This is a genomic window from Moorena sp. SIO1F2, from assembly GCF_010672755.1.
Classification (GTDB): Bacteria; Cyanobacteriota; Cyanobacteriia; order Cyanobacteriales; family Coleofasciculaceae; genus Moorena.
Window position 1 is genome coordinate 1 of sequence record NZ_JAAHFV010000151.1, and the last position, 14,603, is coordinate 14,603.

The 14,603-nt window shown below is 44.9% G+C and carries 12 protein-coding genes; 3 read left to right on the forward strand and 9 right to left on the reverse strand.

Annotated features, from left to right (window positions below; all coding sequences use genetic code 11):
- The first annotated feature begins 197 nt into the window (after positions 1 to 197).
- The 3 genes from F6J94_RS18230 to F6J94_RS18240 are packed head-to-tail and all read left to right on the forward strand — an operon-like array spanning position 198 to position 1,485.
- Positions 198 to 710, forward strand: coding sequence for a hypothetical protein (locus tag F6J94_RS18230; protein ID WP_293043104.1), 513 nt, complete (start codon positions 198 to 200; stop codon positions 708 to 710).
- A 45-nt stretch (positions 711 to 755) separates the two neighbouring features.
- Entirely contained in the window at positions 756 to 938 is a 183-nt protein-coding gene (locus F6J94_RS18235; protein WP_293043106.1) for a hypothetical protein, read from the forward strand.
- Positions 939 to 966: 28 nt separating this feature from the next.
- Complete coding sequence (locus tag F6J94_RS18240; protein ID WP_293017762.1) at positions 967 to 1,485, forward strand: DUF4365 domain-containing protein; 519 nt, start codon at positions 967 to 969, stop codon at positions 1,483 to 1,485.
- Positions 1,486 to 1,701: 216 nt separating this feature from the next.
- Here F6J94_RS18240 and gcvP read toward each other — a convergent pair whose 3' ends face one another.
- The 9 genes from gcvP to F6J94_RS18285 all read right to left on the reverse strand — a co-directional run.
- A complete protein-coding gene (gcvP, locus tag F6J94_RS18245) occupies positions 1,702 to 4,671 on the reverse strand; it encodes an aminomethyl-transferring glycine dehydrogenase (RefSeq protein WP_293043108.1) in 2,970 nt (989 codons plus the stop codon).
- 321 nt (positions 4,672 to 4,992) lie between these two features.
- Complete coding sequence (gene gcvH / locus F6J94_RS18250; RefSeq protein WP_293017766.1) at positions 4,993 to 5,400, reverse strand: glycine cleavage system protein GcvH; 408 nt, start codon at positions 5,398 to 5,400, stop codon at positions 4,993 to 4,995.
- Positions 5,401 to 5,507: 107 nt separating this feature from the next.
- Positions 5,508 to 5,711, reverse strand: a complete 204-nt coding sequence (locus F6J94_RS18255; protein WP_293017890.1) for a hypothetical protein — start codon at positions 5,709 to 5,711, stop codon at positions 5,508 to 5,510.
- A gap of 308 nt (positions 5,712 to 6,019) precedes the next feature.
- On the reverse strand, positions 6,020 to 9,334 hold the full coding sequence (gene infB / locus F6J94_RS18260; RefSeq protein WP_293043110.1) for a translation initiation factor IF-2: 3,315 nt from the start codon (positions 9,332 to 9,334) through the stop codon (positions 6,020 to 6,022).
- A gap of 429 nt (positions 9,335 to 9,763) precedes the next feature.
- Positions 9,764 to 10,030, reverse strand: coding sequence for a YlxR family protein (locus F6J94_RS18265; RefSeq protein ID WP_293043112.1), 267 nt, complete (start codon positions 10,028 to 10,030; stop codon positions 9,764 to 9,766).
- 482 nt (positions 10,031 to 10,512) lie between these two features.
- A complete protein-coding gene (gene nusA / locus F6J94_RS18270) occupies positions 10,513 to 11,802 on the reverse strand; it encodes a transcription termination factor NusA (RefSeq protein ID WP_293017772.1) in 1,290 nt (429 codons plus the stop codon).
- 172 nt (positions 11,803 to 11,974) lie between these two features.
- On the reverse strand, positions 11,975 to 12,436 hold the full coding sequence (rimP, locus tag F6J94_RS18275) for a ribosome maturation factor RimP (protein WP_070395891.1): 462 nt from the start codon (positions 12,434 to 12,436) through the stop codon (positions 11,975 to 11,977).
- A gap of 491 nt (positions 12,437 to 12,927) precedes the next feature.
- The gene (locus F6J94_RS18280) at positions 12,928 to 13,122 is read right to left on the reverse strand and encodes a hypothetical protein (protein WP_293017777.1); all 195 of its coding nucleotides are present in this window, start codon (positions 13,120 to 13,122) and stop codon (positions 12,928 to 12,930) included.
- Between the two features lie 367 nt (positions 13,123 to 13,489).
- Positions 13,490 to 14,603, reverse strand: a 1,114-nt coding sequence (locus F6J94_RS18285) for a hypothetical protein (protein ID WP_293043114.1), incomplete at its 5' end; no start/stop codon positions are given.

The window sequence follows — 14,603 nt, forward strand, 5'->3', positions numbered from 1 at the left end:
TCTCATACGTTCCTACGGATTGATGTACATAACGGTGTGCCCCCTAAGTTTGTAATTCGGCCATTTATAGTTGAGAAACTCAAGAATAAGTGGAGTAGTAGTGCTATCAAACCCTTTGTGATCCAGAATCTGTAAACACTATGGAATTGAGAACTGCTATAGTATAATTCGTTGATAGTCATAGACCATAACAACACATGAGTAAACTGCGCAACATACTAATGGGTGCTGGTATAGCAGCAGTCGGTGCGGTCGGAACTAAAGTGGCTGTGGATTATTTCCGCAACCGTGATAAGGAAGAAGAGAGGGACGAAAGTGAAGGTGACGCAGAAGCTACCTCTCCCGAAGAAGTTGCCTACGCTATCGTACAAGACAGTTCTGTGCAAAACTTCTTGGATGTTAGCTTTGGAGCTCCTGGTCGTTATGTCCCCACTCGTGCGCCTAAAGTATTCGACTATCAAGACCAACAATATATGGTCATTTGGGCTTACGACAATCAGAAAGAAAAAAACCAAATGTTGGCATTCATCTATACCGATGAGGGTCGTAAGATGGTAGCTAGTGTGGGATACACTGCTGACGCAACGGATTACAATATCAATTTAGACAGCACACCCTTCGCTGTTGAAGTGAATGGGGAACAAATTACCTCTGGTCAAGATCAAACTGACGGAGCTGATGAAGTGGATTTTGTCCTAGCTGGTAGTTAAATCGGATTTTTCATTGGATAATCTCTGAATAATAAAAGCGATCGCTTGTCTACGGGGATAAGCGATCGCTTTTATTTAGCGATGCAGGTACACAGTACACAGGTACACAGGATTTTTTCCTACTCCCTACTCCCTACTCCCTACTCCCTACTCGGTGCTCCCTACTCGGTGCTCCCTAAAACCCAGAACGAAAGTACTGACCCAATTGAAAACTGCTGTAAGCTATAGAGTAAACCATTTCTATAGCTTCCGGTCAATGACGTCAAAAAAACGACCGAGAGAACAAATTATTGCTGATATCAGTATCAATTATGTGGAACGATATGTATTCTTATGTGGTTACTCAGTAGAACGAGTTGAGCTTGAGTACACTTATGGGTTTGACCTAATTATCTTTACCTATGATGCCAATTGTGAACTTGAAAATGGTAAAATTTACGTCAAGCTAAAGGCAACCGATTTTCTGAGCATGCTAGCCGCTGATCAAGAAACAATCGGCTTTCCCCTAGGACGCTCAGACATAGAGCCATGGTTAAAAGAACCAATGCCATGTATTCTGATTGTATACGATGCTCAGCTCGATCTAGCCTATTGGCTGTACTTGCAAGCCTACTTTGAAAACTGGGAAAACTTTGATCCATGGCAAATGGAAGAAACGATTACTGTTAATCTTCCTAAAAAGAATATTGTCAATCAAGATGCCATTAAAAAATTCGCTCGATATAAAAATGATGTGCTGCGCCAGTTACCGGGAGTGATTCGTCATCGTGCTTAGAAACGTTATTTTTGAAGAGTGTGAGCATTTAGCGGTTAGCGGTCAGCTCTCAGCAGTCAGCCATCAGTGCTCAGCTCTCAACAAATCAACAAAATGATTACCTGTTGTCTTGATGCAAAGCGCGAGTGGGGGGAACCACAGCAAAGCGCGAGTGGGGGAAAGCTCCAATACCCCGCTGCCTCACCATCTCCCCACACTCGACCATTGACTCTGGACTTAGATATACGCCTCCATTCCCTCACAAGAACAAACCAAATTCCTATCCCCAAAGGCATTATCTATGCGCCCTGCCACAGGCCAAAACTTGTGTTCCCTTAACCAAGATGCAGGATATGCAGCTTCTTCACGGGTATAGGGATGAGTCCATTCACTGACTATCAAGGCTTCTGCAGTATGGGGAGCATTCTTCAGCTGATTGTCCCTTTGGTCTACCTGACCCGATTCAATCGCTTTAATTTCCTGGCGGATGGCAATCATGGCATCACAGAAACGGTCGAGTTCCTCCTTCGACTCACTTTCAGTAGGTTCCACCATCACTGTCCCCGCTACAGGCCAGGATACTGTTGGAGCATGGAAACCATAATCCATCAGGCGTTTGGCAATATCATCCACTTCGATGCCCGCAGACTTTTTAAGCGATCGCAAATCCACAATACACTCATGAGCCACTAATCCATTGTTCCCCTTGTACAGAACCGGATAGTAAGGGTCTAAACGCTTAGCCATGTAATTAGCATTAAGAATAGCCACCTTAGTCGCCTCAGTTAACCCCGCACTCCCCATCATGGCAATATACATCCAGGAAATCGGTAGAATGCTGGCACTTCCCCAGGGTGCAGCAGAAATTGCACCAATAGATAAAGTGGAAGGTTGAGACTGTAAGGTTTTGGGCAGGAATGGTACTAAGTGAGGCATCACCCCAATTGGTCCCATGCCAGGTCCACCCCCACCGTGGGGAATACAGAAGGTTTTGTGCAGGTTCAGGTGACACACATCCGCCCCAAAGTCCCCCGGACGGCACAATCCCACTTGGGCATTCATATTCGCCCCATCCATATAAACCTGCCCCCCATGGTTGTGGACAATGGCACAGATATCTTTAATCTCTTCTTCAAACACACCATGGGTAGAGGGATAAGTCACCATCAGAGCAGCTAGGTTTTGGCTATGGTGCTCGGCCTTCTTCCTCAAATCATCTAAATCAATGTTGCCCATCTCATCACAAGCAACAGCCACCACCTTTAAGCCAGCCATCACCGCACTGGCGGGATTGGTGCCATGGGCAGAAGTAGGAATTAGACAGATATTGCGATCGCTTTCTCCCCGGTTTTGATGGTACTTACAAATAGTGAGTAATCCTGCATATTCCCCTTGGGAACCAGCATTAGGTTGAAGAGAAATGCCAGCAAAGCCAGTAATTTCTGCTAACCATTCTTCCAGCTGCTGGAATATAATTTGATATCCGTGAGTTTGGGACAGGGGAGCAAACGGATGAATCTTGCCAAATTCCGGCCATGTCACTGGCATCATCTCAGCAGTGGCATTCAGCTTCATGGTACACGAACCCAGAGGAATCATGGAGGTGTTTAGAGCCAAATCCTTACTTTCCAGGCGGTGCAAATAGCGCAGTAACTCTGTTTCTGAGTGATAGCGGTTGAATACTGGGTTGGTTAAGTAGGTACTACGGCGAGCAAATGGTTGATTAAAATCAGCTGTCACCTTAGTTGTTACCTCAGCCGCCAACTCTTCCACAGTAAAGAGTAGGGATGCACTGCTGGGTTCCCCTAAACTTGCAAAAATTTCCCACAAGTCTACTAAATCCCCAGCCGTCGTTGTCTCATCCAGGGAAATCCCGATAGTAGTTGAATCAATAATACGTAGGTTAATTTGACGTGCTTCAGCTGCTTCGATAATTCCGGACACAGAGCGATCGCTTAATTCTACGCGCAAGGTATCAAAAAACGGTTCTGAGCTAATACTGTAACCTAAGCGTTTCAGTCCCTCCGCCAGGATAACCGTTAATTGATGAATTCTATCGGCAATACGTTTGATTCCCTCTCGCCCATGATAAACTGCATACATTGAAGCTATCACCGCCAACAGCACTTGGGCAGTACAAATATTGCTCGTAGCTTTGTCACGACGGATATGTTGTTCACGGGTTTGCAGTGCCAAGCGCAGTGCTGGTTTACCATTAGCATCTTTTGATACACCAACGATACGTCCTGGTAATTGCCGTTTATAAGCTGCCCGAGTAGCAAAATAAGCTGCATGAGGTCCCCCATATCCTAAGGGAACACCGAATCGCTGGGTACAACCTATGGCAATATCAGCTCCGAATTCTCCAGGGGGTGTAAGTAGGGTAAGGCTTAGAATGTCAGCTGCCACAGTTACTAAGGCTTTAGCACCATGAGCCTTATCAATAAATTCCCGATAATCGTATATCGTGCCATCCGTTGCTGGGTACTGAAGCAGAGCTCCAAAAATATCTTGGTCAAATTCAAAAGTGCGGTGGTCACCAACAATCACCTCAATTCCCAAAGGTCTAGCCCTGGTTTGTACCACTGCGATAGTTTGGGGATGACAGGTTTGGGAAACAAAGAAGTGTTTGGCTTTCGTCTTACACAGACCATAGCTCATGCTCATAGCTTCCGCTGCTGCTGTTCCTTCATCCAACAAGGAAGCATTAGCAATTTCCAGACCAGTCAAGTCTATAATCATTGTCTGGAAATTGAGTAGTGCTTCGAGTCGCCCCTGAGCAATTTCTGCTTGGTAAGGGGTGTAAGCCGTGTACCAACCAGGATTTTCTAGGATATTCCGTTGAATTACAGGTGGGGTAATGCAGTCGTAATATCCCATGCCAATGAAAGACCGGAAGACTTGATTCTTAGAGGCAATTTCTTTTAGCTGAGCCAGGGCAGCATACTCGCTTTGTGCTGCTGGTAACTGCAGAGGTTGATTAAGCCAAATAGCGGCGGGTACGGTTTGCTCAATCAGGCTATCTATAGTGGATATACCCAGGACCTTGAGCATTTGCTCGATTGCATCTGGATTTGGACCTATGTGTCGATTGACAAAAGCATCGGTAGATGGTATTTTTTGTGATGCGGAAAGATTGGGGTCAGATTTCAGCAACGACTGAGTATTTGCTCTATTTTTTTGATCCTGGATATCCAAATTCTGCATAGTAAATCAATTTGTGAATTAAGCAGCGAAGGCGGGGGTCACTTTTGAGGGCTGTGACCCCCTAAGTTGGTAAATCTGTAAATCTATAGATACACAAAGCCCGGATGTATAACTAAAGCGATTTAGAACTAAAGCAATTTAGTTCTAAATATACAATATGAAAACCTAGCATTTGACAAGCTAGGGGTGTTGCTAGATTGATTCTAGATACACAACTTTACACAGCTGGGTGTAGTGATGACAACCCTATTTATCAGCTTTTTACAGAACCTTCGCTATAGCTGTATCTTAAGTTACTTGCTGTTAAACCCAATTTATAATCTACTCTGCCTCGACTTTGGCACGGTACTCCTCAGCAGAAAGGACACCCTCCAGTGGGTTATCAGGGTCATTCAGCCGCACTTTAATTAACCAGCCTTCACCATAGGGGTCTTCTGCAATCTGTTCAGGAGCCTCGATCATCTCCTCATTTCTTTCTACCACCGTACCCGATACCGGGGAATATAGATCCGAAACTGCCTTGACCGATTCAATGGTACCAAAGCTTTTGTCATTTTCTTTGTTACCCTTCTCGATAGTGTCGTCAATTTCTGGGAGTTCCAGAAGAACTAAGTCACCCAGTTGGTCAATGGCAAAGGCGGTAATACCAATAGTGGCAATTTCTCCATCAAGCCGTACATATTCGTGGCTATCAAGGTATTTCAGGTCATCAGGATATTCAAAGGCCATGTCAAGTCCAAAATCAGCAGCAATGCTAATTATCCTTCCTCATTTGTCTTTCGTCCAGCCGCCTTTGACCGTTGACCGTTGACCGTTGACAGGAAACCCTAAGGATTTCAGTAGGCAAGCATTTCTAGAGTTTCACGTAAGTAACGACGTACTCGGCTATCAAGACTATAGTCCTGAAATTGTTCACCCAAAGGATGTTCCATTTGCCAGCGTTGGAATCCTGAACTAGCGGCTATGGCTTGTTTAAGACTGTCCCAAACTTGAGTGTCGTGATCTAATGGTCCGGATTCGGATTTAACGAAGCTTGCCATATGCACCTTACCAAAATTTAATACAGATGAATCTAGTTGGGTCATGCTTAAGTGGTAAACTATTAAGCTTACCTGTACACTATCCTATCTGCTTTTTTAGGATTGTGCTTTTAGCAACACTTAATACTTACAATTTGGCAGGGTTAGGGTTGGAGGTTATCGGTTAACAGGTTAAAAGTTGCTTTGGATGGAACCTTTACAATTGCAAGCTTGCCACAGAGCAACTCGTCTCAATAACCTTTAACCTTCAACCTTAAACAAAACAACCTACCCGGCAAGGGATGCCTGGACAATAACACCCCTCAGCCCTACTTCAGGGAGAGAGTCCGTCGCTTGGTTACCATCTGATAGGTTTCAATGATATCTTTTTCCGCCCAGTCGTTGAATTTATCAACACCCATACCACATTCGTAGCCAGCATTGACTTCCTTGACATCATCCTTAACACGCTTGAGGGAATCCAAAACTCCTTCGTAGATAACTTTGCTACCACGCCGCACTCGTAAACGGCAATTGCGCACGGCTTTGCCTGAGAGTACATAGCAACCCGCAACGGCACCACGACCCACTGGGAAGACAGCTCGAACTTCTACTTCACCCAATGGTTCTTCTACCTCTTCTGGCTCTAACAGACCTTCCATAGCACCTTGAACATCATCCAGGAGTTTGTAGATGATGTTGTATTCCCGCACATCTACCCCTTCCTGTTCAGCTGCTGGTCGAGCACCAGGAGCTAAGGTAGTGTTAAAGCCAACAATAACTGCACCACTAGCAGCGGCTAAGTCCACATCGGTTTCGGTGACTTCCCCGGGGGCAGCCAGCAGAACTCGAATTTGCACTTCATTTTGGGGCAGCTGTTCGAGGGATCCCAGAATAGCTTCCACCGAGCCTTGAACGTCTGCCTTCAAAATCAAGTTGAGTTCCTTGAGTTCACCTTCTTGAGCCTGGGCTGATAATTCAGTGAGGGTAACTCGCCTTGATTTCATGCGAGTTTGCAGGCGAGATTGACGTTGCTGTTGAGCTCTTTCACCAGCAACTGCCCGGGCTTCTTTTTCGCTCTCAAAGACTTCAAACTCATCACCAGCAGCTGGAACATCACTCAAGCCAAGGACTTCCACAGCAAACGAGGGACTGGCTTGTTCGACTCGCTGTCCTCGGTCATCAAGCATGGCTCTGACCTTACCGAAAACTGAACCAACAACCAGGCTATCACCGACCCGCAGCGTACCGTTTTGCACTAAGAAGGTAGCAACAGGCCCTCTAGCTTTATCGAGGTGAGCTTCAATCACCGTACCTTTGGCTGGTCGATCCGGATTAGCAGAGAGTTCTTCTAGCTCTGAGACCAATAGAATCATCTCCAGCAGTGAATCCAAGTTTTCCCTTTGGATAGCACTCACTGGTACCATGATCGTTTCACCACCCCATTCTTCTGGAACCAAGCCCCGTTCTGATAATTCTTGCTTAACCCGATCAGGTTGAGCTCCGGCTTTATCAATTTTGTTAATAGCAACGACCATGGGAACTTCAGCAGCTCTAGCATGACTAATGGCTTCAAGGGTCTGAGGTTGCACCCCATCATCAGCCGCTACTACTAGCACAGCGATATCAGTTACTTTTGTTCCCCTTGCCCGCATGGCTGTGAAGGCTTCGTGACCAGGGGTGTCTAGGAAGACAACCTGCTGCATTTTATCCTCATGCTCAACATCTACGTGGTATGCGCCAATATGCTGAGTAATTCCACCGGCTTCTCCTTGAGCCACTTTTGCTTCACGAATGGCATCGAGTAGAGTCGTTTTACCGTGGTCAACATGACCCATAATTGTCACCACAGGTGGACGCCGCTCGAGGTTTTCCAGGTCTTGGACATCCAGCATTTCCACCTTAGTCGCAGCAGAGGCTTCTTCTTCCATCTCGACCTTGACTCCCACTTCCTCAGCTACCATTGTGGCAGTAGGAACATCCAAAGTCTGGGTAACACTCACAGCTATGCCTTTGAAGAAGAGCATTTTAACAATGTCAGTTTCTGCAATAGCAAGTTGATTAGCCAGGTCTCTAATGGTGAGTGAGTCTCTCAAAACAATTTGTTCTGGGCGTTTGGGCTGACTTTTCTGTGTACGACGGCGATCGCGCTGATCCGACTTGTTGCTACTACTGGCTTTAGCAGGCTTCTTCTTTTGGTTAACACTGGCAGTATGTGCTTGGCTTTGCTGTTTTTGTAGTGACTTTGGTTTGGGAGGACGAGCCAGAGAAAGACTAACTGAAAATGAACCATCGATTTTGTTATCGATTTGATCTGATTCTGTTTCAATATCATCTTCATCATCCAGAATCATTTTAGGTCGCCGCTTGAGTTTGGCGGATTTACCCTTCTGGGCTTTGTCTTCGTCTTCTCCATTTTCTGCCTCCCACTCTTTTTTCTTAGCAGGTCGGGGGACAGATGGTCGCCGGAGCTTGACCTCCTTGAGCAGTTCCTCAGATTCATTGACTAAGGTGTTGGTCTCTTGATCAGAGCCATCATCTGTCAGACCCGTTGAGTCAGCATCGATTGCTGCTACTTGAGAATTGTCTTTATCAAGACCTGGTTTGGTTCTTTTTGGAGGTCGCTGGAGTTCAGGAACGGTTGGTCTTGGTGAACTAGAACGCTTTGGTGGTGATGTTTCCGAGGGCGTTGACTGTTTATTAATAACAGGGGATTTGTTAGGGGATTTGTTAGGAGTTGGACTCTTTACTGACTTTGAACCGGAAGAACCTTTTTGGTTTGACTTTATCGGTCGTTCAACCTTAGCCGGCTGACTTTTTGATTGTGATACTCTGACAGGAGGTCCAGTTAATTTTGGTTTTTCTGTAATCTTAGCTGAGGCAGTACTCTGCTGTGAAATCTTCTGGACTGGTTTAGCGGCTAGTTCTGGTTTAGCGGCTGGTTCTGGTTTAGCGGCTAGTTCTGGTTTAGCGGCTAGTTCTGGTTTAGCGGCTAGTTCTGGTTTAGCGGCTAGTTCTGGTTTAGCTGCTGGTTCTGGTTTAGCTGCTGGTTCTGGTTTAGCTGCTGGTTCTGGTTTAGCTGCTGGTTCTGGTTTAGCTGCTGGTTCTGGTTTAGCGGCTAGTTCTGGTTTAGCGGCTGGTTCTGGTTTAGCGGCTAGTTCTGGTTTAGCAGCTAGTTCTGGTTTAGTATCCTGCTTAATCTTGGTGTCCTGTTCAATGACCTGCTTAGGTCGATTGAGAGTGCTAGGTTGACGAGGGGGTATAGCAGTCGGCTTAATGGGAGGTTGGGGTGGGATTGCCATTTGATTACTTCTCTGGCTAGAAGTATTCCCAGAACTGCGTTTGTGCTTACGAAGCTCCACAATTTGCTGCTTCCGCTCCCCTTTGGGACGTCGAACTAATTTACCAGAGCTTAACTTAGAACCTTTATTTGCCGATGACTCACCTTCGCTATTGCTTACAGCTGCTAGTTGGTCAGAATATTTTTCGGCTGTCGTGCGAATCCGTTGGGCATCCGATTCTGTAATCGTGCTACTGTGACTTTTAACTGCAATATTGAGTCCTTCACAGATGCTCAAAATTTCCTTGTTGTCCAAATTCAATTCCCGTGATAATTCGTAAATTCTGACTTTGCCGCTGTTCATGCACTATTCCCCTGTCGTACCTACGTGTTGTTAAACCATACTCAACTACTCGAATGACTTTTTACTTTATCAAGCTTTATTGGAAAGCTTAAACGATAAGATAAGCGATGCTCAACAGATAATCAACCATCCATGCTTTTTCGTTGGTGTGTTCACCTCAACGGTAGTTTGATAAGTTTATCTATTATCGCGTGCTTCTTTCCTGTGAAAAAAGCCAAGCAGCATTTTAAATTGACGGTTCGGTTAAACCGCCTAATCACCGCGTATGCCTTTAAAGGTAGCTAGCGTATAATCGAAGTAAATTCACCTCCCTTTTGAAACCAGAGCATCAATAGAACTAATGACTTCCTTAGTATCCTAACGATTACTTATGTTCCCCGGACGAACATACATGGAATAAATTGCTGCTAGATTCACCCTTTATTTTCCTCAATTGGGTTGGCTTGGCATGGTAGCTAAACGCTGCCATAAAGTTTCGTACAGATTTTTTGGCACCGATGCACGCAGTGATCGCCCCAGTCGGTTTTTCTTTTGAGCCGCCGCTAGGCAACTCAGTTGAGGACATAAGTAAGCTGAACGACCCATACCCTGATCTAATTGTACCTTTCGTGACGGATAGACTCGGACAATACGCCAAAACTCCTGTTTTGGTGCTACTTTCCGGCAGCTAAGACAACGTCGATAGTTTGGTTTCATAAGGGTTTTCGGTTTGGAAAATCTCAAAAGTCCTCCTTCTTTAAAGGGTACGGTAGATGGAGGCTTGTAGGGCGTTTGCGATTGGGCAAACGCCCTGTTTTACCTGATTGAGTTACCCAATGAAACCAAAAATCAATGCCAGAAGGCGGTACGGATGTGGGCTAACCGGTGGTGTGAGCAGAAGATGAAAAACTATAGTAGAGATCCTCACACCCTTGAGACTGGGATGACTAACACAAGAATAAAATCACCACACCAACCGGCAGTAGGGGGTAGGGGGAGTAGACTAACCCAGCAATAAGTGGAAGTATTCAATAACTCATTGGCTTGGAAGAAAACTGTAAAAGAATTCTTGACCAAAGCCGAAACCCCACACTCCACTACCATTCTAAACCAACAAGCTTAGGGGTATCATTGTATACCATTACCATTCTCAACCTTGGCAAAACTTTCCTCACCTCAGGGTTAACCCCTAAAATTCCTCATTCTTCTTCTTGAGTATTCAAATCAAGCACTGGCTCAGCATCCAGCACATTTTCTGGTGTTTCTACTCCTTCTTGGTAATCTTCCTGTAACTCATTGCTATCGACATCTTCTTCTTCTAGGGTATCCTGTTTAGACATGTCGGTAGTGTCTTTTTTGTATTGCGCAGCATCTTTAATGTCAATCTTCCAACCCGTAAGGCGGGCGGCAAGGCGAACATTTTGTCCTTCTTTGCCTATAGCTAAACTCAGCTGGTCTTCTGCTACTAAAACATGAGCTTGACGTTCTTCTGGATTGACTAGTAGCACCTGATCCACTTGGGCTGGGCTAAGAGCGTTGGCAATATAGGTAGATGGATCAGGAGACCAACGAATTACGTCGATTTTTTCACCTCGTAATTCATTCACCACAACTTGAATGCGGGAACCTCTAGCACCAATGCAAGCTCCCACCGGATCCACATCTCGCTCCAGGGTATCTACAGCAATTTTAGTCCTTGGTCCGACATGACGAGAAGGAGGATTAGCTTCCCGTGCCACTGCGACAATCCTGACCACCTCATCTTCTATTTCTGGGACTTCGTTGGCAAACAGATAGACCACTAAACCAGCCGCCGCTCTGGATACCACCAGCTGAGGACCACGGTGAGGGCCTTCCCGGACTTTTTTGAGATAAACCTTAAAGGTGGAGTTAATGCGATAGTTATCATTAGGTAGCTGTTCCCGCTTGGGCAATTCGGCTTCTACCTCTGGCCGACCAAAACCACTGCTGAGCGCCATAATCACAGACTGCTGCTCAAACCTTAGTGATCGAGATTGCAGAACGGTTCCTTCTAGGTCTTGAAACTCTTCCTTAATCAGCTTACGCTGCTGGTCTCGGAGTTTTTGAGAGAGCACCTGCTTGGTTTGAATCGCTGCCATGCGACCAAACTCTCCTTGGTCTGGAGTCACATCCAAAACCACTGAGTCTCCCAATTGTGCTTCAGAGGCAACTTCCTGGACTTCTTTGAGAGAAATTTGATGGTCACTATTTTGTACCTCTTCGACAATGGTTTTGGTAGACAAAACGCGGAAGCCTTCTTCTTCAATATCAAGATCGACTTCAAAGTTGTCAAAATATTCTTCGTCAAAATGAAATCGTTGGTCTAGCCGTTGAGAACGGCGATAGCGCTCATAGCCTTTTAGCAGTGCTTCTCTTAATGCCTGTTGAACTGCAGACCTAGGTAAATTGTGGCTTTGACTAATTTCTTCTATCATTGCCTTAAGTCCAGGCAAACTAACTATCGACATCAGCAAATCTCCGTCTTAAATCTATCCATGGCAATTGTCTTGGGATTTAAAGTAAATCAAGTTCAACTTCAATCCTCAGCCTTGAAGCTTGTAGGGGAGAAGCACTTGTAGATCTATAGTCGAGCCATTGTCTTTAACAAGTGCTGCACCCCTAGCAACCTTCAATAAAAATTTAACCCCCATCATCCAGTTTTACTCTGGACACGAGCTGACGGGGAATGGCAAACGCACGACCCTTGAGATTGAGATAAACTCCGCTCTCATCCCGGCGAATTAACTGCCCGCGCCACTCTTGCTGCCCCTGATAGGGTTCAGATGTCTGAACAATCACACCAAACCCTTTGAAAGAAATGAATTCTCGGTCTGTGCTTAAGTCCTGTGTGATCCCAGGACTGGAAATTTCCAAAACGTAGGTGTCTAAAATGATGTCCTTAGCATCTAACTGAGCTTCTAAAGCACGACTCATGCGTTCACAGTCATCCAAGCTAGTGTCACGGATGGGGTTGCGGATATAGACACGCAGCACCGGTGGGCGTCTGTTGGTCTGGAAGAGAGCCTCTACAATCTCTAATCCTAAATCTTGAGCCAATGGCGTTGCCAAATCGATTAGTTGTGGAATCAGGGGATGAGTCATGGCACCAATCCAATAAAAAAAGTGGGGTCAACCCACTTCATGGCAAAATCTTCTCCAAGAAGTCTAACCGCCCAAAAGCTTCTGCACATCTAGTTAGCACAAGCCCAATCTCTAGTTACTGGTCCTGAGCTATTGTTGACAAGGTCATGGGCTCGAAGACTCTAAACCCTAGGACAAACCGGAAACTTCCCGCAGAATCATTGATTAGGAGTTACCAGCTTGCCGTTGCTATGTTTGAGTGTGACAGCTCCCACACTGACTCGTTGAGTTCAGTGTAGGCTTCCCAGCCAATCCAGCTATTGCTTAGGAGGCGCTGGGCTTTAAGAACGGACTGCCCTGCCGCTCTGTTTTCTTGAGGCGCGACCCCGTAATTTAATTCGCCATAGGAAAGCGCGCCTCCATGTCTTTTTTTTAAAACTGTTGTGCTGACAAACCAGCATTTAAGGCCGTAGGCCACGCTACGCGAACGGCTTTGTTTATCAGTACGCATATTATAGCAATTCCATGCATACCCTGTGCAAAATTAATCCCACACTCATGGCATAGCATTGAGATGTGGGGCTTCTTTTGCCGGAAGCTAACGCAATTAGCAGCTCAAATGCTTGCCTGATCAAAACTTGAACATGGGTAGTTTTGAGGTCTAATCCCTGCTTGGTGTCTGGTGCGTCGGCACTTTCCCACTTCACAGCCCTTTTCCTCAGAGCAAGCTGACCCTAGAAGTCAACTTGGTTTTTGTTGACCCATAAGTATTTTAGCTTATGGGCATTATTCGGTCAAACTGTATGATGATCTCTGACTATTTACAATAATTTAAAAAAATGTTTATTTTTTTTTATTTCTATATTTTTTTAATTTCATACTAAGTTGCGATCAAAGGTACAACTTTATCTGCCCCCAATCTCCCCATCTCCCCATCTACTATCTTTGAATGCAACTCGGTATCAATCATCAATTGAATGGTTTTACTGTCAATTAACCTAGTTTATAGATCCGCTAATAAAAAAATAATCAATTAATTAGTGGAATAATCTTAAATTTATTTAACTACTGTTATTACTGAAATCTTTGACGAATTGCTCTGGTTTCATCTAAGATTTTATCTAAGTCTTCTTCAGATAAGCGCCGGACATAATTTATTTTGAATTCCTCTAACCAAGCTGTGATCAAATACTGAATCTCCTGTAATCTATCCTTGGTCTTAATTTCTGCCCCTAAGACTTCCCTTAAATTTTTGAGTAGGTGTTCCAGGAGTTCGTCGGCAACTGGGTCTTCTTGTATCAGAGTATTAATCCCATCATAGAGTGCCTCAAAAATGTTTTTCACTAATTCCTCTGTGAGCTGCTTCTGGAATTGTCCCAGTCCTGGTACATTCTGAAGTCCCTGATAAAGTGTGGACTGTTTAATCCCCATGTCCACATAGTGTTTCATGAGAGCCTCTAGATCAGGACGGATTTTGGGTAAGACTTGATCAACTGTCATCTTTACCATGATGGTGGTGAGTTCTGACACTTCATCAGTGTCATTAAGGTCAATGTAGGGGCGGACTTCCTGTTGAGACAACCATTTGGTAATTTCACCCCGGCTAATGGAGCCCTGAACTTCGTTAATAATTTGAATGACGACCACTTCCGTCATCTCTTGAGCAATACTGGCAACAAATCCCGAGCGGATTTCTCTGGTAATGACACTCAGGTCTATTAATTTAGCTTGACCTAAACGAATGGTAACGGGAATAATTCGTAACCACCGCCATAAGGGTATTAGCAAAAATATGTCATACCAGCGCCACAGCATGGCATTTTGCCACTTGAGTCCAGAATGACGGCGACTGATTAACCAGGTACGAGCCAAAAACTCTGTACCAAATAAGATAAAATATGGGAAGTCAATCAGTCCGAATAGGTCTACGAATTCGCCATTTTCTCCAATTGGACGGTAATAGTTAGTTTCTATTAAGGGTTTAATCTCGGTGTTAAAAAATCCCAAACCTTCCTCTTCACTATGGCTTGCTAAGTACTTTTGAGTCCAGAACTCCTCAAATGACTCTTTTGCTGACTTATCAGGATTTTGTATATGCTTACGCATCTTATTTTTCAGCTTTTCCAAGTTTCCAGTTTTATTGGCTACTTGAAAAGGATTAGTATCAATCATTTCTAAGCTAAGTTTG

What these genes read in the sequence shown, in the direction of transcription:
- rimP (WP_070395891.1), bottom strand. Translation starts at nt 12,436, where the DNA reads ATGACTCATCCCCTGATTCCACAACTAATCGATTTGGCAACGCCATTG.
- nusA (WP_293017772.1), bottom strand. Translation starts at nt 11,802, where the DNA reads ATGTCGATAGTTAGTTTGCCTGGACTTAAGGCAATGATAGAAGAAATT.
- F6J94_RS18255 (WP_293017890.1), bottom strand. Translation starts at nt 5,711, where the DNA reads ATGGCAAGCTTCGTTAAATCCGAATCCGGACCATTAGATCACGACACT.
- F6J94_RS18240 (WP_293017762.1), top strand. Translation starts at nt 967, where the DNA reads ATGACGTCAAAAAAACGACCGAGAGAACAAATTATTGCTGATATCAGT.
- gcvP (WP_293043108.1), bottom strand. Translation starts at nt 4,671, where the DNA reads ATGCAGAATTTGGATATCCAGGATCAAAAAAATAGAGCAAATACTCAG.
- gcvH (WP_293017766.1), bottom strand. Translation starts at nt 5,400, where the DNA reads ATGGCCTTTGAATATCCTGATGACCTGAAATACCTTGATAGCCACGAA.
- F6J94_RS18265 (WP_293043112.1), bottom strand. Translation starts at nt 10,030, where the DNA reads ATGAAACCAAACTATCGACGTTGTCTTAGCTGCCGGAAAGTAGCACCA.
- infB (WP_293043110.1), bottom strand. Translation starts at nt 9,334, where the DNA reads ATGAACAGCGGCAAAGTCAGAATTTACGAATTATCACGGGAATTGAAT.
- F6J94_RS18230 (WP_293043104.1), top strand. Translation starts at nt 198, where the DNA reads ATGAGTAAACTGCGCAACATACTAATGGGTGCTGGTATAGCAGCAGTC.